Origin of the sequence: Plasticicumulans lactativorans, assembly GCF_004341245.1 — a bacterium.
In the GTDB taxonomy this organism is placed as follows: domain Bacteria; phylum Pseudomonadota; class Gammaproteobacteria; order Competibacterales; family Competibacteraceae; genus Plasticicumulans_A; species Plasticicumulans_A lactativorans.
Genome location: NZ_SLWY01000009.1, coordinates 178243 through 200689, shown reverse-complemented (window position 1 = coordinate 200689; position 22447 = coordinate 178243). Strand labels below are relative to the sequence as shown.

General features: G+C 68.3%; 17 protein-coding genes and 1 pseudogene. 15 read left to right on the top strand and 3 right to left on the bottom strand.

Annotated features, from left to right (window positions below; translation table 11 throughout):
- Positions 1 to 575: 575 nt before the first annotated feature.
- The gene (locus tag EV699_RS09675; RefSeq protein WP_243662615.1) at positions 576 to 836 is read right to left on the bottom strand and encodes a DUF1127 domain-containing protein; all 261 of its coding nucleotides are present in this window, start codon (positions 834 to 836) and stop codon (positions 576 to 578) included.
- A gap of 233 nt (positions 837 to 1069) precedes the next feature.
- On the opposite strand from EV699_RS09675, the gene EV699_RS09670 reads away from it, so the two are divergent.
- Entirely contained in the window at positions 1070 to 2083 is a 1014-nt protein-coding gene (locus tag EV699_RS09670; protein ID WP_132542068.1) for a transcriptional regulator GcvA, read from the top strand.
- An 87-nt stretch (positions 2084 to 2170) separates the two neighbouring features.
- Positions 2171 to 3223 carry a DUF2235 domain-containing protein gene (locus EV699_RS09665; protein WP_132542066.1) on the top strand — a complete coding sequence of 351 codons (1053 nt, stop codon included), beginning with the start codon at positions 2171 to 2173 and terminating at the stop codon, positions 3221 to 3223.
- Between the two features lie 18 nt (positions 3224 to 3241).
- Here EV699_RS09665 and prlC read toward each other — a convergent pair whose 3' ends face one another.
- Complete coding sequence (prlC, locus tag EV699_RS09660) at positions 3242 to 5281, bottom strand: oligopeptidase A (RefSeq protein WP_132542064.1); 2040 nt, start codon at positions 5279 to 5281, stop codon at positions 3242 to 3244.
- Positions 5282 to 5423: 142 nt separating this feature from the next.
- On the opposite strand from prlC, the gene EV699_RS09655 reads away from it, so the two are divergent.
- The 4 genes from EV699_RS09655 to EV699_RS09640 all read left to right on the top strand — a co-directional run bounded on the left by EV699_RS09655 (position 5424) and on the right by EV699_RS09640 (position 9875).
- Positions 5424 to 6743, top strand: coding sequence for a 3-deoxy-D-manno-octulosonic acid transferase (locus EV699_RS09655; protein ID WP_132542062.1), 1320 nt, complete (start codon positions 5424 to 5426; stop codon positions 6741 to 6743).
- A 60-nt stretch (positions 6744 to 6803) separates the two neighbouring features.
- The gene (gene gorA, locus EV699_RS09650; protein WP_132542060.1) at positions 6804 to 8147 is read left to right on the top strand and encodes a glutathione-disulfide reductase; all 1344 of its coding nucleotides are present in this window, start codon (positions 6804 to 6806) and stop codon (positions 8145 to 8147) included.
- 86 nt (positions 8148 to 8233) lie between these two features.
- Positions 8234 to 8629 carry a hypothetical protein gene (locus EV699_RS09645; RefSeq protein ID WP_132542058.1) on the top strand — a complete coding sequence of 132 codons (396 nt, stop codon included), beginning with the start codon at positions 8234 to 8236 and terminating at the stop codon, positions 8627 to 8629.
- 166 nt (positions 8630 to 8795) lie between these two features.
- Positions 8796 to 9875 carry an acyltransferase family protein gene (locus EV699_RS09640; RefSeq protein WP_132542056.1) on the top strand — a complete coding sequence of 360 codons (1080 nt, stop codon included), beginning with the start codon at positions 8796 to 8798 and terminating at the stop codon, positions 9873 to 9875.
- Positions 9876 to 9912: 37 nt separating this feature from the next.
- Here EV699_RS09640 and EV699_RS09635 read toward each other — a convergent pair whose 3' ends face one another.
- Positions 9913 to 10650, bottom strand: coding sequence for a dienelactone hydrolase family protein (locus tag EV699_RS09635; protein ID WP_243662614.1), 738 nt, complete (start codon positions 10648 to 10650; stop codon positions 9913 to 9915).
- A 246-nt stretch (positions 10651 to 10896) separates the two neighbouring features.
- Here EV699_RS09635 and EV699_RS09630 point away from each other — a divergent pair, with 246 nt between their 5' ends.
- The 9 genes and pseudogenes from EV699_RS09630 to EV699_RS09590 all read left to right on the top strand — a co-directional run.
- Complete coding sequence (locus tag EV699_RS09630; RefSeq protein WP_243662613.1) at positions 10897 to 11697, top strand: hypothetical protein; 801 nt, start codon at positions 10897 to 10899, stop codon at positions 11695 to 11697.
- Positions 11687 to 12250, top strand: coding sequence for a BREX protein BrxB domain-containing protein (locus EV699_RS09625; RefSeq protein ID WP_132542055.1), 564 nt, complete (start codon positions 11687 to 11689; stop codon positions 12248 to 12250). The genes EV699_RS09630 and EV699_RS09625 overlap by 11 nt, the downstream gene beginning before the upstream one ends.
- Before the next feature lie 33 nt (positions 12251 to 12283).
- Complete coding sequence (brxC, locus tag EV699_RS09620; protein WP_132542053.1) at positions 12284 to 15745, top strand: BREX system P-loop protein BrxC; 3462 nt, start codon at positions 12284 to 12286, stop codon at positions 15743 to 15745.
- Between the two features lie 15 nt (positions 15746 to 15760).
- Complete coding sequence (locus tag EV699_RS09615) at positions 15761 to 16084, top strand: nucleotidyltransferase domain-containing protein (protein WP_132542051.1); 324 nt, start codon at positions 15761 to 15763, stop codon at positions 16082 to 16084.
- Entirely contained in the window at positions 16068 to 16460 is a 393-nt protein-coding gene (locus EV699_RS09610; protein WP_132542049.1) for a HEPN domain-containing protein, read from the top strand. Before EV699_RS09615 ends, EV699_RS09610 begins: the two co-directional genes overlap by 17 nt.
- The gene (locus EV699_RS09605; protein WP_132542047.1) at positions 16457 to 19891 is read left to right on the top strand and encodes an Eco57I restriction-modification methylase domain-containing protein; all 3435 of its coding nucleotides are present in this window, start codon (positions 16457 to 16459) and stop codon (positions 19889 to 19891) included. The genes EV699_RS09610 and EV699_RS09605 overlap by 4 nt, the downstream gene beginning before the upstream one ends.
- A complete protein-coding gene (locus EV699_RS09600; RefSeq protein WP_132542045.1) occupies positions 19888 to 21147 on the top strand; it encodes an AAA family ATPase in 1260 nt (419 codons plus the stop codon). The genes EV699_RS09605 and EV699_RS09600 overlap by 4 nt, the downstream gene beginning before the upstream one ends.
- Complete coding sequence (locus EV699_RS09595; protein WP_132542042.1) at positions 21144 to 21824, top strand: retron system putative HNH endonuclease; 681 nt, start codon at positions 21144 to 21146, stop codon at positions 21822 to 21824. Before EV699_RS09600 ends, EV699_RS09595 begins: the two co-directional genes overlap by 4 nt.
- Positions 21824 to 22444 (top strand): annotated as a pseudogene (locus EV699_RS09590) (DEAD/DEAH box helicase); the annotation flags it as partial. The gene EV699_RS09595 and the pseudogene EV699_RS09590, both read left to right, overlap by 1 nt.
- Positions 22445 to 22447: the final 3 nt, after the last annotated feature.

Here is a 22447-nt window from a genome sequence, read left to right as displayed (position 1 = left end):
GCGGCCAGTCGCTCCTCCGCACCGGCTGCCTCCGCCGCACCGCCCATCGGCAACGGCGCGCCCTGTCGCCCGCCCGCGGCCATCCTCCGCGGCAACCGCGCGGGTCCACCCTGCCCCGTGAGCCATCGGCGGCGGCGGCGCACCGCCGGGCATCGGGACCACCCTGCCCGCTGGGATTCCACCAGCCGATCCTCTAAGGTGCGCGGCCCGGACGGCATCCGGTCGCGCCGCCGTACGCGTTCGCCCCGCCATCCAGCCGCCCCGCCGCCAGGAATACGCCACGTGCCGGCATCGGTGCGATGGTCGTCACCGGCCGCATCACCACGGCGCAGCACCGGGCCCCGCGCGCACGCCGGCCCCTGTTGCGTCATCCGGATGAATCGATTTTGCTGCAACGCAACAAAGCGCGACAAAAGGCTTTTGTTCACTGCAACATAGCGCCTGGATCACCAGGGCATGGGCCGTGCATTGCCAGGAAACGCCGCCGCATGCCGAAAAGCAGAACGCGCCCCGGAGGGCGCGTTCAGGTCTCGGCCGATGGCGTGGAGACGAGGGGCCGCGAACGCGGCGCACGCTCAGTCACGCCAGCACGGCTTGAGGGCCTCGGCCAGGGCATCGGCACGGCTCAGGCCGATGTCGGAGAGCATGCGGTCGTCGAGGCGCGCGAGTTCCAGGCGCTGCTGGCGACGCTGCAGCCAGCGGCCGAGACGGGCGACGAGCGACTGCCGCACTTCGGTATCGAAGCGGCTCATGCCCTGGGGAATGAACAACCCGGTCGAGCTGACCGCGTTGACGAGATGACTGCTAGCCGGATTGAGATCGAACGACTTGAACATGATGTCTACCTGTAGGTTGCCTCGGATGTCCCTCGGTTGCGCCCTGCCGCCGACTGCCCATTTTTTGGGCAAGACATTCAGGGCGGGCCTTCAGCGGGACATCCACTTAACGATGAGCGCACTTTTTGAGTGCGTCGCCGTTCCAATACGGTGCAGATTGTGGGTGCCGTGTCGGCCGTTCTCAATTGATTTATTGTTCACTGCAACATGAACTGGATTCATTCGAGGCTGCCATGGCTTACCGCCTTCCTCCCCTTAATGCACTGCGCGCCTTCGAGGCCGCGGCGCGCCACCTGAGCTTCAGCAAGGCCGCCGAGGAGCTCTTCGTCACCCCGGCGGCGATCAGCCACCAGATCAAGTCGCTCGAAGAGCACCTCGGCGTGCAGCTGTTCCGGCGCATGAACCGTGCACTGGCGCTCACCGAGGTCGCCCACGCCTGCCTGCCGCTGCTGCGCCAGGGCTTCGACTGCCTCGCCGAGGCCGTCGAACTCGCGCGCGCGCAGGACGAGACCGGCATCCTCACGGTGAGCCTGACGCCGTCGTTCGCGGTGAAGTGGCTGGTGCCGCGGCTCGACAACTTCATGAGCCGGCACCCGGAGATCGAGATGCGCATCGCGGCGAGCAACGACCTGCTCGACGTGCGCCGCGCCGGCGAGCGCGCCTCCGCCACCGATCCGATGGATTTCCGCCGCGAGGACGTCGACGTCGCGATCCGCTTCGGCACCGGCCACTACCCCGAGTACCACGTCACCAAGCTGTTCTCGGTGCAGGTCACGCCGCTGTGCAGTCCGCAGCTGCTGACCGGTGAGCACCCGCTGCTGACGCCCGACGACCTGCGCTACCACACGCTGCTGCACGACGAGACGCCCTACGGCTTCGAGACCGAGTCGCACTGGGTGCAGTGGCTGCGCGTCGCCAACGTGGAGGGCGTCGACCCCGCCCGCGGGCCGCGCTTCAACCACGCCTCGCTGGCGATCGAGGCCGCGATCGACGGCCAGGGCGTGGCGCTCGGTCTGCCGGTGCTGGCGCTGCCCGACATCCACGCCGGACGCCTGGTGATCCCGTTCAAGCTGGTGGCGCCGCTGGAGTTCGGCTACTGGATCGTGTGCCCGGCGCACACCGCCGAGCGCGCCAAGGTCAGGGCCTTCCGCGAATGGCTGCTCGAAGAGGCCCGCGCCGACGAGCTCGCGCTCGCCGCGCTGCCGCAGATCGCCGGCGCCGACACCATCCACGCGCACGGCGTGTGAGCGCGACCGCGCGGGGCGGCCTTGCGTTTGGCGCGGCGGCGGCTATGCCGATGGGGTGACGCCGCGCCCCCATTCCGGAGAACGCCCATGCCCCGCGACCTCGTCCTGTGCTTCGACGGCACCTGGAACACGCCCGACGAAGACCCCGCCCTCGGCCACTTCCGCACCAACGTGGCGCACCTGTACGAGGCGGTCGACGCCGACCCCGTCGACCGCGCCCTCCCGGTCGCCGAGGTGCTCAAGGCCACGGCGCCGGGCCAGGGCCTGAAGTGGTACGACCCCGGCGTCGGCAGCCAGACCGTCGGCCACCTGCTGGGGGGCCTCACCGGGCTCGGGCTGTCGGTGAACGTGCGCCAGGGCTACGAGTTCCTGGTCCGCGCCTGGCGCCCCGGCGACGCCATCTGGCTGTTCGGCTTCAGCCGCGGCGCCTACACCGCGCGCAGCCTGGCGACGATGATCGCCACCGCCGGCCTGCTCGGCCCGGCGACGATCGGCCAGCTCGATGCCGCCTACGACGTCTTCCGCCAGTGGGGCAACCGCGGCGGTGACGGCCGCGAGGCGCGCGACTTCCGCGATCTCTACAGCACCGAACGCCCGCGCCTGCGCTTCCTCGGCGTGTGGGACACGGTCGGCGCGCTCGGCTTCCCGCTGGAGGTGCTGTCCGACCTCAACGCCGCGGCGTTCGGGCTGAACGACGACTGGGTGCTCGCGCACATCGACACGGTGCGCCACGCGCTGGCGCTCGACGAGCACCGCGCGACCTACGCCGCCAAGCTGTGGAATCCGTCCACGCCGGCGGCGAACCTCGAACAGCGCTGGTTCGTCGGCGCGCACGCGGATGTCGGCGGGGGCTACCAGGAACGGCGCCTCGCCGACATCACGCTCGCGTGGATGATGCAGGAGGCCGCAGCCGCCGGCCTCGCGCTCGCCCCGCCGCCGGCGCTCGGCGCGGCGAACTACGCCGTTCGCCCCACCGACTCGTACGCGCATTTCCTCAAGGGCGCCTATGCCCGCACGCACGCGCCGTTCACCCGCGGCGCCTGCGCCAGCGCGCACGGCGGCGAGCGCCTCGACGCCTCGGTGGCAGAGGTCGAGGCGGCGAGCCCCGGCTACCGGCCGGGGGCCTACCCGCTTGCCTGAGGCGCGCGCCGCCGGCCCTCAGGCGGCGATGCCGCTGTGGCGCAGCAGTGCGTCGATGCGCGGCTCGCGACCGCGGAACTCGGTGAAGTTGACCAGCGCCGGACGCGAGCCGCCCACCTCCAGCACGCTCTTCAGGAAGCGCTCGCCGGTGGCGCGATCGAACACGCCGGCCTCCTCGAAGGCACTGAAGGCATCGGCCGAGAGCACCTCGGCCCACTTGTAGCTGTAGTAGCCGGCCGCATACCCGCCCGAGAAGATGTGCGAGAAGCTCATCGGGTAGCGGTTGAACGCAGGCGGGATCACCACCGCCACCTCGGCGCGCACCTCGTCGAGCAGCTCGAGCACGCGCGGGCCCTGCGCCGGCGCGTACTCGCGGTGCAGGCGCAGGTCGAACAGCCCGAACTCGATCTGCCGCACCGTCTGCATCGCCGACTGGAAGTTCTTCGCCGCGATCATCCGCGCGTAGAGCGCGTCGGGGATGCGCTCGCCGCTCTGCCAGTGGCCGGCGATCAGGTCGAGTGCCTCGCGCTCCCAGCACCAGTTCTCCATGAACTGGCTGGGCAGCTCGACGGCGTCCCATTCGACGCCGTTGATGCCCGACACCGGCGCGTAGTCGACGCGCGTCAGCATGTGGTGCAGGCCGTGGCCGAACTCGTGGAACAGCGTCTCGACCTCGCCGTGGGTGAACAGCGCGGGCGCCCCGCCCACCGGCGGGGTGAAGTTGCAGACCATGTAGGCGACCGGAACCTGCACCCCGGCGGCGGTGCGCCGGCGCGCCACGGCGCTGTCCATCCAGGCGCCGCCGCGCTTGTTCGGCCGCGCGTAGAGGTCGAGGTAGAACTGTGCGCGCAGGCTGCCGTCGGCATCGACGATGTCGTAGGCGCGCACGTCCGGGTGCCACACCTCGACCGCCGGGTTGTCGCGGATGCCGACGCCGTAGAGGCGCTCGACCACCGCGAACAGCCCCGGCACCACGCGCGTCGCCGGGAAGTACGGCCGCAGCTCCTCCTCGGAGATCGCGTAGCGGTGCTCGCGCAGCTTCTCGCCGTGGTAGCCGACGTCCCAGGCCTGCACCTCGCCGCTGCCGCCGTGCTCGCGCGCGAAGGTGCACAGCTCGGCGAACTCGCGCTGCGCCTGCGGCCGCGCGCGGCGGTTGAGGTCGCGCAGGAAGTCGAGCACCTGCTGCGCGCTGTCGGCCATCTTGGTCGCGAGCGAGTACTCCGCGTAGTCGGGAAAGCCCAGCAGCCCGGCCAGTTCGTGGCGCAGTTCGAGGATGCGCGCGACCACCGCGGTGTTGTCCCACCGCCCCGCGTGCGGCCCCTGGTCGGAGGCGCGCGTGGCATAGGCCGCGTACAGTTCGGCGCGCAGCGCGCGGTCGTCGGCGTAGTTCATCGCCGGCAGGTACGACGGGAACTCCAGCGTCAGCAGCCAGCCGTCGAGCCCGGCCTGCTGCGCACTCTGCCGCGCCAGCGCGAGCGCCGACTCGGGCAGCCCGGCGAGCACGCCCGGCTCGGTGACGTGCTTGCGGAAGGCCTGGGTGGCGTCGAGCACGTTCTCGGAGAACTTGGCCCCGAGCTGCGACAGCTCCTGCATGATCTCGCCGTAGCGCGCCTTCTGCGCGGGCGGCAGGGCGATCCCGGAGAGGCGGAAATCGCGCAGCGCGTCGTCGATCACCTTGCGCTGCGCCGGCTCGAGCCCGGCGTAGTCCGGCCCCGCGGCGAGCGCCTCGAAGGCGTGGAACAGCGCCTCGTGCTGGTTGTACCAGGTGTAGAAGGCCGACAGCTTGGGCAGGCAGGCGTTGTACGCGGCGCGCAGGGCCTCGGAGTTCATCACCGCGTTGAGGTGGCCGACGGGGCCCCAGACGCGGTTGAGCCGGTCCTGCAGGTCTTCGAGCGGCGCGGCGAGGCTGCCCCAGGTGTAGGGGCCGCCGCCGGCGAGCAGGGCCTCGATCGCCGCGCGGTTGTCGGCGAGCACCTGATCGACGGCGGGCTCGACGTGCTCGGGGAGGATCGCGGCATAGCGCGGCAGGGCTTCGATCGCGAGTAGCGGGTTGCTCATGGCGGTGTTCCGGGGGGGGCGACGTGACATGTGGTTACGATAGGGTCGCGCCCGGCGCATTCCAAGCGCCCGGCGCGGCACGGCCGCGGCGGCAGGCCCTACACTGCGCGCCCATCGCCTTCGGCCGGGAGCCCGCCCCATCATGCACGCCCTCGCCCCCCTCGGCCTCGCCGGCACGCTGCGCTGGCAGACCTTCCGCACGCTCGAACGCCTCGCCGCGCTGCGCGCCGCGCCGGCCGCCGCCGCGCCGCTGCCCACCCCCCGCCCCGGTGCACGCTGGCTGTGGCTGTACGTGTCGACGATCGGCGAGCTCAACGCCATCCACCCCTTCCTCGACGCCCTGCTCGCGCGCCTCGGCGCACCGCCGCTGCTCTTGCTGACCGACCACACGCTGTACCGCACGGCCTACCTCGGACGCCTCGGCGGGCACGAGGTGGAGATCGTCGACATCGCCGCGCCGCTCGACTACGCCGCGCTCGCCGCACGCTGCCCGCCCGCGCTGCTGCTGATCGCCGAGATCCCCGGCCTGCTGCACGACGCGCCCTGCCGCTTCCCGTTCGCGCTGCCGCTCGCCGCCGCGCGCGCCGGTGCGCCGCGGGTGCTGGTGAACGGCTGGCTCTACGGCGCCGGCCCGTCGTGCCGCATGGACGCGATCGAGCGCGACTGGTTCGGCACCGCCTACCCGCGCCTGCTCGACCTCTGCCTGGTGCAGAACGCCGCGGTGCGCGAGCGCCTGCTCGCCGCCGGCGCCGACCCGGCGCGCGTGGAGGTGACCGGCAACATCAAGTTCGACGCCCTGACCACCGCGCCGCGCACGCCACCGGCCGAACGCGCGGCGCTGCTCGACGCCATCGCCGCGAGCGGGCGGCCCTGCATCGTCACCGGCTGCGTGACCAACGTCGCCGAGCAGCAGGCGGTGCTCGACGCCCACGCCACGGTGCTGGCGGCGCACCCGCAGGCGCTGCTGGTGCTCACCCCGCGCCATCCGGAAAAGCCCGAGCGCATGGCCACCCTCGCCGAACTGCTCGCCGCGCGCGGCCTCAGCGCCGCCTGGCGCAGCGGGCGCCATCCCGGTGCCTGGCACGACGCGCAGGTGCTGGTGCTCGACACCTTCGGCGAGCTCGCCGACTTCTACCGCATCGGCCACGTCTGCTACGTCGGCCTCAACCACAACGTGCTCGAACCGCTCGCGGTCGGCCGGCCGGTGCAGGTCACGCCGGGCTGGGAGCCGCTCTACCCGAGCTACCCGGTGTACGTGGCGCTGCGCGACGCCGGCGCGATCGAGGAAGTCCCGAGCGAGGCCGCGCTCGGCGCCGCCTGGGTGCGCGCGCTGGCGGCCCGCGACACCGGTGCCGGTGCCGGCGTCGCCGCGGCGCTCGCCGCCGCGCGCGCGCTCGCCGGCGCGACCGCCCGCGACCTCGCCGCGCTGGAGCGGCACGGCCTGCTGCCGGCGACGGCCTGAGCGGCCGCGGGCGCCGGGCTGCTATCCTGCGGCGCGGACCAGTCAGCGGGGGGATTCGGCATGGACCAGTACGACCTGATCGCCATCGGCGCCGGCAGCGGCGGGCTCTCGGTGGTCGAACGCGCGGCGAGCTACGGTGCGCGCTGCGCGGTGATCGAGTCCGGCCGCCTCGGCGGCACCTGCGTCAACGTCGGCTGCGTGCCGAAGAAGGTGATGTGGTTCGCCGCCCACCACGCGCACGCGCTCGCCGAGGCCGCCGGCTACGGCTTCGACGTCGAGCTGCGCGGCCACGACTGGGGCGCGCTCAAGCGCGCCCGCGACGGCTACGTGCACGGCATCAACGACTGGTACGCGGGCTACCTCGAACGCACCGGGGTGACGCTGCTGCGCGGCCACGCGCGCTGCGTCGACGCGCACACCGTGGAGGTCGACGGCCGGCGCCTCGGCGCCCCGCACATCGCCATCGCCACCGGCGGGCGGGCGCAGGTGCCGGCGGTGGCCGGCGCCGAACTCGGCATCACCTCCGATGGCTTCTTCGAGCTGGAGGCACTGCCGCGGCGCGTGGCGGTGGTCGGCGCCGGCTACATCGCGGTCGAGCTCGCCGGCATGCTGCGCGCGCTCGGCGCCCGCACCTCGCTGCTGCTGCGCAAGGACGAGCCGCTGCGCGAGTTCGACGCGCTGATCCGCGAGAGCCTGCTGGCGGCGCTGCGCGCCGACGGCATCGAGGTGCTCACCCGCACCCGGCCGACGCGCCTCGAACGCCTGCCCGACGGCAGCCTGCGCGTCGAGCGCAGCGACGGCGCGGCGCTCGAGGTCGACTGCCTGCTGTGGGCGGTGGGACGTGCGCCGAACACCGCGGGGCTCGACCTCGCCGCCGCCGGCGTGCACGTCGCGCCCGACGGCACGATGCCGGTCGACGACTACCAGAACACCAACGTGCCCGGCGTATACGCGCTCGGCGACGTCACCGGCCGCGCCGCGCTCACCCCGGTCGCCATCGCCGCCGGCCGTCGCCTCGCCGACCGCCTGTTCGGCGGCCAGCCCGAACGCCACCTCGACTATGCGAACATCGCCACCGTGGTGTTCAGCCACCCGCCGATCGGCACCGTCGGCCTCACCGAGGCGCAGGCGCGCGCCGCGCACGGCGACGCGGTGCAGGTCTTCACCACGCGCTTCACGCCGATGCTGCGCGCGTTCAGCGCGCACCCGCGCGAGACCGCGATGAAGCTCGTCTGCCTCGGCCCGCAGCGGCGCGTGATCGGCGTGCACGCGATCGGTGACGGCGTCGACGAGATGCTGCAGGGCTTCGCCGTGGCGGTGCGCATGGGCGCGACCAAGCGCGACTTCGACGACACCGTCGCCATCCACCCGACCAGCGCCGAGGAGCTGGTGACGATGCGCTGAGGCCGGCGGCGGCTCGACGCTCCACCGGGTACCCGTTTAGGCTGCCCGCACGCGCCCCCCGCCCGCCCGCCGACGGAACCCGCCCGATGCTGAAGCGCCTGCCCGCCCTCGCCCTCTTCGCCGTGCTCGCGGCCTGCTCCAGCCGCCCCGACGACGCGCTGATCAGGACCCAGCTCGTCGAGGCGCTGACCCGCGACGCCGGCGGCCTGTTCACGGTCGAGAACGTGGTCAAGACCAACGGCTTCGAGGCCTCGTCCAACGTCTACCAGGCCGACGTCGAATACGACCTGGTGTTCCAGAAGTCGCTCAGCGGGGTCACCGCCGGCGTCAGGGACGCCCACAACCCGCTCGCCGCCGGCCTCGGCACCGTGCTGCTCGGCGCCCGCTACGGCGACTTCCGCGCCGGGCAGCGCCTGCGCCAGCAGGAGAAGCTGACCTTCCACAAGACCGAGCGCGGCTGGCAGCTGCAGCCGCGCGAATGAGCCCGCTGCCGCTGCGCGCGGGGGTGGCGCCGAGCAGCACGTGGCTGGCGGACGGCGCGGAAGGAGCATGCTCGACGGGTGCGCGCGCTGCCAGTGGCGCCCCGACGGCAACTGGCCGTACCGAATGCTGCTCGCCCTCCCGCTCCCGTCAGACAGGTGACGCCCGATGCCCCCGAACGAACGCTTCCACGAAATCGACGTCCTGCGCTTTCTCGCCGCGGCGGCGGTGATGCTCTATCACCTCGCGTTCCGCTTCTGGATCGAACACGCCTCGGGCTACCTCGCCTACCCCGCGCTGGCGCCCTTCGCCAAGTACGGCTACCTCGGTGTCGACCTGTTCTTCATGGTCAGCGGCTTCGTGATCCTGCTGACCGCTCTCGGGCGCGGGCCGCGCGCGTTCGTGGTGTCACGGGCAACGCGCTTGCTGCCGACCTACTGGTTCGCCCTGTGCGTGACCTTCACCTTCGTGCTGGTATGGCCATGGCCGATACCCGACTACCAGTCGGTCGGCGTGACCGATTTCCTGGTCAACCTGACGATGTTCCAGGAGTTCCTCGGCTTCCCGAACGTCGACGGCGTCTACTGGACCCTCGCGGTCGAACTGCGCTTCTACCTGCTGATGTTCGTCGTGCTGCTGTGCAGCCAGACCAAGCACATCGAGTGGCTGCTCGGCGGCTGGATCGCCGCCTGCGTGCTGATGGACCAGTTACCGCATCCGGCCTGGCTGCAGCGTGTGCTGATCCAGGACTGGGCGCAGTACTTCGTCGCCGGGGCGATCTGCTACCTGATCCGCGCCCGCGGCATGAGCCTCTACCGGCTCGCCGTCTTCGGCGTGTGCTGGGTGCACGCGCTGCGCCACGGCTACTGGTTCGGGCTGCTCAAACAGCACCTGACCGGGGTCACGTTCGAGCCCGCGGTGGTGTTCGTCACGATCACGGCGTTCTTCGGCGTGTTCCTGCTGATCGCCGCGCGCCGCATCCCCGACTGTTTCCAGCGTTTCGCGTTCCTCGGCACGCTGACCTATCCGCTCTACCTGCTGCACACGCAGATCGGCAAGGCGCTGCTCAGCGTCGGCTACCCGCACCTGCCGCCCGTCCTGCTGCTCGCCGCGGTTTGCGCGCTGCTGCTGGGCCTCGCCGCCGCCACCCACCATTGGGTCGAGCGTCCGTTCACGCCGCGCCTGCGCGCCGCGCTGCTGCGCGCGCTCTACGGCCGCGTGGCGCATCGCGCCGAATCCGCCGCGTGAACGCGACGCCCCGTCACGCGTCCGGCTGTCGCGCCGCTCAGAACGCGGCGCGGAAGAACGCCACCATGTCGGCGAACGCCTGGTCGGTCGCTTCGGGGTCGTAACGCGGCCCCTCGTCGCGCATGAAGGCGTGCTCGGCCGGGTACAGCCGCTGCGAGAACGTCGTGCCGCTCGCGCGCAGCGCGGCTTCGATGCTCGCGCGCCCGTCCTCGGGGATGTGCGGATCATGCGTCCCCCACACCAGCAGCAGCGGGCCGCGGATCTCGCCGGCGCGCTGCAGCGAACCGGCGTCGGCGTCGCGGCCGAGCTTGCCGTTGTGGATGCCGGTGCCATAGAAGCACACCGTCGCCCTGACGTCGGGCTGCAGCGCGGCGCGGAAGGACAGGTGGCCGCCGATGCAGAACCCCGCCGCCCCCAGGCAGCCGGCGCGCACCGACGGGTGCGTGGCCAGGTAGTCGAGCGCGTGGCGGCAGTCGGCGTCGAAATCGGCGACCGGCGTCTTCAGCGCATCCTCCAGCCCGCGGGTGCGCCCGGCATCGTCGAACGGGATCACCAGGCCGGCCGGCTCGATGCGGTGGTAGATCTCCGGCGCCGCGACGACGAAGCCGTAGCCGGCCAGGCGCACGCTGGCGCGCAGCATCGGCCCGGTGAGCTGGAAGATGTCGGAGTAGAAGACGATGCCCGGGTACGTCCCCGCCGCCTTGGGCATCGCGACGAAGCTGCGCATGCGGCGCTCGCCGGCGGGGATGTCGACATACTCGGTGGTGACGATCAAGGGCAATCCTCCGGAAGGCGGAATGGAGCGGTGCGGCGCAGCCGGTGGCCCCTCGCCCCGGCCGCGCCTGCCACAGCGTAGCCGTGCCGGGCGCACGGCGAACCTCGGATGCCACCCTGCCGACACTGGCGCGCGCGGACGACATAAATCAAGCTTGCCGACCGCTGAGGCACCCCGAAGCATCGGCAAAAATAAAAAAGCGAGAGTGTAGACGCGCGATGAAACCCGGGAATTCCAAAAAACACCGTGATTGACCAACAGGAAAAATTGCTGGCACAGCTCGGCTTTCGTTTCGGCATCAACGGCCCGCACGCGGCGCGGACCATGATGCTCGACGAGTTGCGCATCCTGTTAGCGCACGTGCCAACTGACGCGACGCGTGCGAACTACGCCGCGGCTGTAATGAACGGGAATCTGCTGGGCAAACCGACCAAGAAGGCCCGGGAGCTTTCTCTGCGCCACCTGACTACGCTCTATGGCTTGGACCCTTCAAACCCGATTTTTCGGGCGCTACGCCGACTTTGGCCGTTGGAGGAGGCGGCTCAGCCGATGCTGGCACTCTCGGTCGCCCTGGCGCGTGACCCCTTGCTCAGAGGGTCTCAGGCGTTCTTCTTGGCTCATGCCCCAGGTGCCATCGTCACCCGTGAGTCGGTGACGGCGTTCCTCCGCTCATCCTATCCCGACCGCTTCAGCCCGGCCTCATTGAAGTCCTTCGCACAGAACGTATCGGGCACGTGGACGGCCGCTGGCATCCTAGCGGGACGGGTTCGGAAGATCCGCTCAATACCGTGGGTTTGCCCCGAGGTGATGGCGATACTGCTGTTTTTGGGCTACCTCGAGGGACGCACCGGACAACGTCTTTTTTCATCTGGCTGGATAAGCCTGACAGGTAATTCACTTGACGAGCTAGAGGCGCTTGCAAACTCAGCGTCTCATCGTGGCCTCCTCGTCTTCATGAATGCAGGTGGCGTGAAGGAAGTGCGGTTCCCCGACTACCTCACGCCCGAAGAAGAACGGATTCGACAGGAGGCGTCACATGTCGTCTAAGGTTGCCAAGTTGGTGTCCGCGTATCGCCAACACCTCACCGTGCCATGGCAGACCAGCCTCGCTGCAATTCAGCGGGTCATCTTCGCGGTCTACGACAAGGCTGACGAGTTACGACTGCGTGCGAATGTCGACGAGTTCGCACTGGCCACGCAGCAGGCTGGCAAACAATGGCTCCTGCTGGACGTGACGAACGCATTCCCGGAGTGGATGGCCGCGCAGGAATACCGCGACGCCTACTTCGAGTCACCGGAAGACCTGGCTGGCTACCAGACCGGCGAACTTACAGAGTTCATCGCCGACCTCAACGCCACGCTAAAGGCTCGCATCAGCGCCGAAGCAGGCCCGGACACCGTGGTGGCTCTGCTTGGCGTGGGCGCCCTTTTCGGTCTGGCCCGCGTGTCATCGGTAGTTGAGGGCATCAAGGAAGCCGTCGAAGGCAGGCTCCTGGTGTTCTTCCCCGGCGAGCACCACCCCGAGAACCATACCTACCGCCTGCTGGACGCGCGCGACGGCTGGAACTACTTGGCCGTGCCTCTGCTGGCCAAAGACTGAACCTCGAACCCAAAAATCTTCACTGAGACCACCATGCTGAACAGGGACATCTACAACAAGGCCCCCCAGGAAAACCGCCTCGTCAATAATGGCGTGGCCGAAGTGTCTGAAGACCACTCCGACGCGGCACAGGCCATCCTGCGCTACGAATTGGAGTCCTTTGTCTGCAATGGCCAGTACGAGAAGGGCCTGGAGACCATTCTCGACAAGTTCCTGTTGAACCTGGACGCCGGCACCGAACAACCAGGCGTCTGGATTTCGGGCTTCTACGGCAGCGGTAAGTCACACTTGGCCAAGATGCTGCGCACGCTTTGGACGGATTATCAGTTCGCCGATGGTGCCGCGGCTCGAAGCATCGCCAAGCTGCCCATGGGGGTGGGCGAGCACCTCAAAGAACTTTCCACCCACGGCAAGCGCCACGGCGGCTTGCACGCCGCGGCGGGCAAACTGGGCGCTGGTGCGGGCGACAAGGTGCGCCTGGCCCTGCTGGGCATCGTGTTCAAGTCCAAGGGGCTGCCCGAGCAGTACAACCAAGCCGGGTTCGTCCTGTGGATGAAGCGCGAAGGCATCCTGCCCACGGTCCAAGCCGAGCTGAAGGCGGCCGGGCGCTCCCTGGCGCAAGAGCTGCCGCACATGTACGTGTCCGGCCACCTTGCCAAAGCACTGCTGAAGGCGCGGCCTGATCTAGCCCACACCGAAGCCGACGCCCGCAAGCTGCTTAAAGAACAGTTCCCCCAGGTCACCGACGTCACCAGCGAGCAAATGACCTCGGCGATTGAGGCCGCGCTGGCCGAGGGCAGCAAGTTCCCGCTGACGCTGGTCGTGCTGGACGAAGTGCAGCAGTACATCGGCGCCGACGCCGAGAAGGCCTTCCAGGTGCAGGAGGTCACCGAGACCCTCTCCAAGCACTTCAACGGCAAGCTGCTCTTCGTCGGCACCGGGCAATCGGCCCTGTCGGGCATGCCCAATCTGCAGCGGCTGATGGGCCGCTTTCCGGTGCAGGTGATGCTGGGTGACTGGGACGTCGAGAACGTCACCCGCCAGATCATCCTGGCCAAGAAGCCCAGCGCGCAGCCCGAGGTCGAAAAGCTCTGGCGCGCCAACCTGGGCGAGATCTCGCGCCACCTGCGCGGCACCAAGCTCGAGCACGTCACCGACGATGAATCGGTGATGACCAGCGACTACCCGCTGCTGCCCGTGCGCCGCCGCTTCTGGGAACGGGTGCTGCGCACGATCGACACCACCGGCACGGTCTCGCAGCTTCGCAGCCAACTGCGCGTGGTACATGAAGCCGTGTTGGCCACGGCCGAGGCACCGCTAGGCCATGTGGTCTCCGGCGACTTCCTGTACGACCAGATTGCCGCGAGCCTGGTGTCCACGGCACAACTGCCCAAAGAGGTGTTCGAGAACGTCCAACGCTTCGCGGTGGGCGACGAGCATGCCCAGCTCAAGGGCAAGCTTCTCAAACTCATCTACCTCATCAACAAGCTGCCGACCGATGCCGCGCTGGACATCGGCTTGAAGGCGACTGAAGAGGCTTTGGCCGACCTGCTGGTGACCGACCTGTCCGCCGGTTCCTCCGAGCTGCGCAAGAAACTGCCTGACCTGCTGGGCGAACTGCAGAACAAGGACCGCTTGGTGATGGCCCTGACCGGCGGCAGCGGCACCGAATACCGTCTGCAGACGCGCGAGTCCAGCGCCTGGTATGACGAGTTCCGGGCGCAAGAGGCCGAACTCAAGGCAGCGCCACAGCGGGTGGAACAGAAGCGCGCCGATTTGCTGAAGGGCCGCTTTGGCGAAGTGCTAAAGAAAGTCCGCGTCGTGCAGGGCAAGGACAACGTCGAGCGCCGGCTCTCGCCCACCTACGACGACAGCCTGCCCAAGGACCACGACAAGAACCTCTACCTGTGGATTCAGGACGGCTGGCAGACCGAAGAGAAGTCCGTCATCGCCGAGGCCAAAGCCAAGAGCGCCGACAACCCGACGCTTTTCGCCTTCCTGCCGGCCCAGCACAAGACCGAGCTGACCAACGCCATCGTGGTGCTGGAGGCAGCACGCACCACGCTGCAGAAGAAGGGCAGCCCCTCCACAGAGGAAGGCCGCGACGCCCAGCGCTCGATGGAGAGCCGCCAGCGCACCGCCGAGAAGGAGCTGGCCGAGTTGCTGGACAAACTCCTGGCCGGCGTGCGCGTGTTCCAGGCGGGTGGCCAGGAGGCCGTGGACGGCAACGATCTGGCCACCCGCATCAACCGCGTTGCCAAATCCTCGGCCATTCGCCTCTACAGCCAGTTTGACACCGCCGACCACGACCAATGGAGCAAGGTGCTCGACGAAGCCCGCAAGGGCAACCTCGAAGCGCTGAAGGCCGTGGGCCACGTGCAAGAGGCCGACAAGCACCCCGTCTGCCAGCGCCTGCTGGCCTACATCGGCCCCGGCAAGAAAGGAGCCGAAGTCCGCGACCAGTTCGAGGCCCCCCCCTTCGGCTGGCCGCGCGACGCCATCGACGGTGCGTTGTACGCACTGCTGGCCGCCGGCCACCTGAAGGCCAGCGACGCCAGCAGCAAGCCGGTGGATGCCAAGAGCCTGGACCGCGCCAAGCTCAGCCAGGCCAGCTTCCGGCGTGAGTCCATCCACATCACACCGATGCAGCTGATCAAGATCCGGCAACTGTTCGACGCGGTGGGCGTTCCCTGCCAGCCCAAGGAAGAACAGGCCAAGCTGCCCGCGCTGCTGGCGCGCTTGCGCGAGCAGGCGGCCAAGGCGGGTGGCGCAGCACCCGCGCCGGAAGCGCCCAAGCTCACGGTGGTGGAAGCCATCGAAGGCCAATCAGGCAACGCGCAGTTGCTGGAGGTCTACACCCGCGCCGATGAGATCACCGCGCTGTCCAAGGCCTGGGTGCAGACCGCCGAAGGCATCGCCAAGCGCCTGCCGGCGTGGCACCAGTTGCAAGACCTGCTGCGCCACGCCAAGACCCTGGGCCCCTATGCAGCACTGAAGACCGAAGCCCAGGCCATCGAAGCCCAGCGCACCCTGCTGGCCGAACCCGACCCGGTGCGCCCGCTGCTCGACAAGGTGGTGGACCTGCTGCGCCAGGCGCTCAACGCCAAGCTGGCGGCCTACAAGCAAGCCTTCGATCAGCAACAACAACAGCTGCAGAGCCAGGCCGAGTGGAACAAGCTCAGCGACGCCCAGCGCACTGACCTGACCGGCCGCCACCACCTCAGCGCCCAGGCCGACCCGCCCCTCGGCACGCCCGAACAACTGCAGGATGCGCTGGACGACTGCGACCTGGACCACTGGGTTTCCAAGGCTGACGCCCTGCCCAGCCGCTTCGAGGCCGCGCGCATGGCAGCGGTGCAGTTGCTCAAGCCCAACGTCGTGCACGTAAGCCTGCCCAAGCGCACGCTGAACAACGCCGACGAGTTACAGGACTGGCTGGCGGAGGTGCAACAGCTCGTGTCGGCCAAGCTGCTGCACGGACCGGTCAGCCTTTGAAGGAGCCCCTTGACCATGCTCGACTCTGCACAACTCGCCCGCGCCGCCGAACGCTTGGCGTCGGCCGCTTCGCGCCCGGCCACCGTCATCGTGTTCGGCTCCTACGCCCGAGGTGACGCCTCCGAGGCTTCAGATCTCGACCTGGTGGTGATCGAGTCGGAGTTGCCCGACAAGGCCGGGGAATACCTGCGCCTGAAGGCCGCACTGGGGCGCATCGGCGTGGGCGTGGACCTGCTGCTGTACGCGCGGCCCGACTTCGACCGCCGCAGCCAGGTGCCCGGCACGCTGCCCTACTGGGCCAAGAAGGAAGGCAAGGTGCTGCATGACGCCGCAGCGTGAAGAGGCAGCGCGCCTTCTGCGCCTGGCAAGGCGCGACCAGGCCGCGCTGCAGGCCTTGCTAGGCGCACCGGGTGTCGGGATTGCGGTGGCGTTCTTCCACGCCCAGCAAGCGGCCGAGAAAGCGCTGAAGGCGGCGATGTGCCTGCACGCACTGGAGTACCGCCGCACGCACGACCTGGAAGAGCTGGCCGGGCAGTTGGCCGACGCGGGGCACCCGCCCAGCGTGGCCGAAGCCGACCTGCGCCTGCTCACGCCCTACGCCGTCGAGTACCGCTACGACGATGAAGCCCCTGAGCTGCTGACCGCAGCGCAGGCCCTGGCCATCGTCGCCGCCGTGCTGGCCTGGAGCGACGAACACATGCAGGTGCAGCCATGACCGCAACCCTGCCCAAGCCCCTGCGCAGCCAACTGGAAGCCACCGTCAAGGCCGCCCGCGACGTGGCCGAAAAGGCAGCCGGCGCGGCGCTGGCGCAACTGGCCGTGGCCGAGGCCAAGCCGCCGGACTACCTGGCCGACGAGACCCTGCGCTCGCTGCGCCGCCGCCTGCGCGCGCACGCCAAGGCACTGGGCGATGCGCGGCAAGGCAACGGCCAGCAAGGCACGCAGCGCCTGGTGTGGGAAGTGGCCTATGAGCACTGGCACCGCATGCTGTTCGCGCGCTTCCTGGCCGAGAACGGGCTGCTGCTGTGGGAGCCCGGCGCGCCGGTGTCGCTGGAAGACTGCCGCAACATCGTCGACAACCACCCCGAGATGCTGCAGGGCGCGCTGGCCGCCAAGACGCATTGGGAACTGGCCGGCAAGCTGGCCGCCCGCATGCTGCCGCAGGTGTTCAAGCCGCAGAGCCCGGTGTTCGAGCTGGCTTTCGCGCCCGAGCACCAACGCGAGCTGGAGCGGCTGCTGGCCGCCTTGCCGAGCGAGGTGTTCCAGGCCAGCGACAGCCTGGGCTGGGTCTACCAGTTCTGGCAGGCCAAGCGGAAAGACGAGGTCAACGCCTCGGAAGTGAAGATCGGCGCCGACGAGCTGCCTGCCGTCACCCAGCTCTTCACCGAGCCCTACATGGTGGACTTTCTGCTGCACAACTCGCTGGGCGCCTGGTGGGTGACGCGCCACCCCGGCCAGCCCTGCCCGGTGCCGCTGACCTACCTGCGCACCATCGACTCCCCTCTCCCAGAGGGAGAGGGGCAGGGGGTGAGGGCAATCCCCGCCGCAGGCAAGTTCGAAGGCTGGCCCAACCACCTGAGCGAATTCAAGCTGCTGGACCCCTGCTGCGGATCGGGCCACTTCCTGGTGGCGGCCTTCCTGATGCTGGTGCCGATGCGCATGCAGGCCGAATCCTTAAGCGCGATGGACGCGGTGGACGCCGTGCTGGCTGACAACCTGCACGGGCTGGAGATCGACGCGCGCTGCGTGGAGATTGCGGTGTTTGCGCTGGCGCTGGCGGCGTGGCGCTTTCCGGACGAGAACGGCGACCCGCTCGGTGTGCGCGCCGACATGCCCGCGCCGCAGATTGCGTGCTGCGGGCTCAAGGTGGCGGCCAAGCCCGAGGACTGGATGGCGCTGGTGCCGGACGATGCGCCGAATGCGCAACTGCTGCGGCAGGAACTGCGGCTGCTGCATGCGAGCTTTGCGCAGGCGCCGCTGCTGGGCAGCTTGCTGGACCCGGCACGGAGCTTGAAGAATGACCTGGCGACGTCGAGTTTCGAGACGCTGCGGGAGCTGCTGGGGCGGGCATTGGCGACGGAGCGGCCGACGACGTTGTGGGGGCAGGTCAGTGAGTTGCAGGACGACAGTTGGGATCTTGCCTTGACGGCCAAGGACCTACTGGATGCGGCGCGAATCCTGGACGATCGGTATCACCTCGTTGTGACGAACGTGCCGTACCTTGCACGAGGTAAGCAAGACCCTCAGTTGCGAGACTATGCGGATGCCCATTACCCAGAGTCACGAAATGACCTGGCGAACATGTTTCTTGAGCGAGGAATTGAACTCGCGAATGACCGTACCGGTGTAGTACAGGTGGTAATGCCGCAGAACTGGCTCTTTCAAGCAACAGGCGAGAGCCAGCGAGTGAGTCTGCTTTCAGCCAATGGCTGGCTTCTGATGGCTAGGCTGGGAGCAGGTGCGTTCGAAACGATCTCGGGCGAGGTGGTCAACGTTATCCTCCTTTCGGTAGCCAGATCGAAGCACGCCGGCGCATCGATTCTCCGGGGCATTGACTGCGCATCTAGCAAAACCGCTAGTGAGAAGAGAAGTGCTCTTGTAAGCGATGAACTGCTAAGCGTCTCGCAGACCGCGCTGCTCAGAAATCCTCGTGCCGTGGTCACCTTCGAGGATCTGAGTGTGTCGGTGCCTAGGTTGGGAAACTGGATTGAGGCCTATCAGGGACTGGTCACCGGCGACATCGAGCGCTTCTCTCGGGGCTTCTTCGAACTGCCGCTCCCCACATTGCACGGGGATTGGCTTCCGCTGAAAGCTCCGATCTCAGACTCGGTCGACCAAGGCTGTACTGACGTCCTTCTTTGGGAAGGCGGAGTCGGAAGCCTCCACAGATACGCCGAGGCGACTCGAAGTCAACTTCATGACATGCACGAAAGCGGCAATCTAGCTTGGGGCCGCTGCGGAGTTGCCGTGAATCGCGTCAAGAACCTTCGCGTGGGCCTGTATTTCGGTGAGGCCTTTCACAACAGCGTCGCTGTAGCTGTACCAAAACGAGGCCAGGAGTCACTACTACCCGCAATCTGGTCATTCCTCGCTTCGGACGACTTCGTCTCGGAGGTTCGCAAGCTGGATTCAAAACTCAGTCTTACCAACAGAGTGCTGCTTCAATTGCCGTTTGACCTATCGAGGTGGAGCGCGGAAGCAAAGGCGCGCGGTCTAGGCCTCCTGAAGGCACCGAACTGCAATCTGCCCACTCAATGGCTGTTCCACGGCCACCCGCAACCCTCCACCGACCCGCTGCAAGTCGCCGTCGCCCGCCTGGCCGGCTACCGCTGGCCGGCCGAGACCGACGCGGCGATGGAACTTGCCGACGAGGCCCGCGCCTGGATCGCCCGTTGCGAGCAGCTGGCCGAGCACACCGACGACGACGGCATCCTCTGCCTGCCCTCGGTGCGCGGTGAAACGCCGGCCCACGAGCGCCTGCTCAAGCTGCTGATCGCCGCCTGGGAAACCGTGCAGCCCGGCAGTTGGAAACCCGCGGTGCTCGACAAGCTGCTGGCCGATGCCGACTGCGCCGGCAAGGGCCTGGACGTGTGGCTGCGCGACAAGTTCTTCGAGCAGCATGCCAAGCGCTTCCACCACCGCCCCTTCATCTGGCATGTGTGGGACGGCCTGAAGGACGGCTTCGCGGCGCTGGTGAACTACCACAAGCTCGACGCCAAGAACCTGGAACGCCTGATCCACCTGTACCTGGGCCGCTGGATCAGCGACCAGGAAGACGGCGTGCGCAACGGCGTGGACGGCGCCCCCACCCGCCTGGCCGCAGCACTTGACCTGAAGCGCCGGCTTGAGCTGATCCTGGAAGGCGAGAAGCCCTACGACATCTTCGTGCGCTGGAAGCCGCTGGCCGAGCAGCCCATCGGCTGGAACCCCGACCTCAACGACGGCGTGCGGCTGAACATCCGCCCCTTCATGACCGCCGAGGTGCTGCGCCACAACAAGAAGCCCAAGCTCAACATCACCTGGGACAAGGACCGCGGCAAAGACGTGGAAAGCGCGCCCTGGTTCAAGGTGTTCAAGGGCGACCGCATCAACGACCACCATCTGACGCTGGCCGAGAAGCGGGCGGCGCGCGGGAAAGCACCATGAAGGTACGCTCCATCGAGCTGACCGATTTCCGCGGACTTCAGCATCTCGCGGTGGACTTCACGCAGCAGACCACCGCGTTCGTCGGCGTCAACGGCGTGGGCAAGTCGACGGTGCTGGACGCGCTGGCGATTGCACTGTCACAGCTGACCTGGCGCATCAACGGGCAGCCCCTCCGCGCCCGGCCGATCGCGCATGACGACATTCGGCACGGTGCAGAGTTCGCCCGCATCAAGATCGTGGCCGAGGTGCGTGGTCAAGCCGTCAGGTGGGCCATCGCGACCAATCGGAGAAAGGGCAGCTACGCCGAGCCTGAGCGCAAGAGCGACCTGGAAGCACTGAACGCCGCGGTCAAGGCGCTGGATGCCGAATGGAAGCACGTCGAGACCGAGCGCCAGGAGCCCTACGACCTGCCCATGGCGGTTTACTACGGCGTGAACCGTGCGGTGCTGAAAGTGCCGATGCCCGTTCGCGAGAAGCTCATCCACAATCCCAACTCGGTGTATCAAGATGCACTGGACCACGGCGGCGCCGACTTCAAGCGCTTCTTCATCTGGTTTCGCAACCGCGAAGACCACGAAAACGAGCAGCGACGTGATGAACCGACCTTCCGCGACCGCGCGCTGGAGGCTGTGCGGGCGGCAGTGGCCACGTTCACGGCTTTCCGCGACCTACGCATCCGACGCTCTCCGCTGCGCATGATGGTGGTGAAGCAAGGCACCGAGCTGAACGTGGCGCAGTTGTCGGACGGCGAGCGCAACATGCTGGCGCTGGTGGGCGACATGGCGCGGCGCCTGAGCGTCTTGAACCCCAGCCTGGCCAACCCGAATGCGGGCCAGGGCGTGGCGCTGATCGACGAGATCGACCTGCACCTGCACCCGCGCTGGCAGCGCGAGATCGTCGCCAAGCTGCAGCGTACGTTTCCGAACTGCCAGTTCATCATCTCGACGCACTCGCCCCAGGTGCTGGGTGAACTGGCTGCCGAGTCGATCTTCCTTCTGCGCGAGGGCCAAGGGTCGGCGCACCCCCAAGTCAGCTACGGGCTCAACTCCAGCCAGGTTCTGGAAGAGCTGATGGATGCCCGGGCGCGGCCTGAGGCGGTCGAGAACCAGCTGAACTCCATCTACGAGAACATCGAACGCAGCAACCTCGGGCAGGCCAAGGCATTGCTGGCTGAACTGCAAAAGAAGGCCCCAGGCATTCCGGAGATTGCCGGCGCCGAAGCCCTGTTGCGCCGAAAGGAGGTGCTGGGCCGATGAAACGAGTCTCGAAACAAGCGTCGCCCGCGCCGTTCGAGGCCTGGAAGGCCCAGGCCAACGCCGACTGGCAGCCCACCTATGCCGCACTGCAGAACCCTCAGAAGCGCGTCCTGCACGACGCCTTGTTGGCAGAGCAAGGCCATGTGTGCTGCTACTGCGGGCGATCGGTCGATCGCGATGACAGCCACATCGAGCACTTCCGGCCCCAGGAGGGCCACGATGACCTGGCGCTGGAGTACTCGAACCTGTTCGCATCCTGCATTCGGGAGACTCAGCCCGGAGCGCCGCTGCACTGCGGGCACGCAAAGGGCCACGATTTCGACGAAGCACGAGCCATCTCTCCGCTGGACGAGGGCTGCGAACAGAGGTTTCTGTACGTCGCCGGCAGCGGCGAGATCAAGGCAAAGGACTCGGCGGATGCCGCTGCGGACTACATGATCAAGCTGCTCAAGCTCGACCTTCAGTTCCTCTGCAATCGACGCGAAGAGGTGCTGAAGCTGGTGTTCGATGAGGCCTTCATGGCAGCCGCAACCGACGACGAGCTCGAACGCCTGGCCCAGGCCTACCGTCAGCGCCGCGCCGACGGCAAGCTGGACGGGTTCGGCCACGTGCTTGCGCGCTATGCCGAGCAGTTGTTGGGCAGGCCGGTCGCCGAGCCCGCCGGAGGGGCGGCGTGATCGAGCGCGACGCAGCTCTGCAGCAGTTGCGCGTTGCCATGGGCCATGGCGGCGCAGACTTCCGCGACGGCCAGTGGGAAGCCATCGATCACATCGTCAACAAACGGGGCAAGGTGCTATGCGTCCAGCGCACGGGCTGGGGCAAGAGCATGGTGTACTTCGTTTCGGCCAAATTGATGCGCGCCCAAGGACACGGGGTCACGCTGATCATCTCGCCGCTGCTGGCGCTGATGCGCAACCAGATCGAGGCCGCGCAGCGCCTGCAACTGCGGGCGCTGACGATCAATTCGACCAACCAGGACGAGTGGGACGACGTCCGGCGAAGCTTACTGGCTGATCAGGCTGACCTGCTGTTGATATCGCCTGAGCGCCTGGCGAATGATGACTTCGTGGCCCATACGCTGCAGCCGATCGCCGCGCGCATTGGCCTGTTGGTGATCGACGAGGCGCATTGCATCTCTGACTGGGGGCACGATTTCCGGCCCGACTACCGCCGCATCGGCCAGGTGTTGGCGCGGCTGCCCCGCAACATCGCTGTCTTGGCCACCACCGCCACCGCCAACCACCGCGTCGAGCACGACGTGTCCAGTCAACTGGGCGATGGCGTGCAGATACAACGCTGG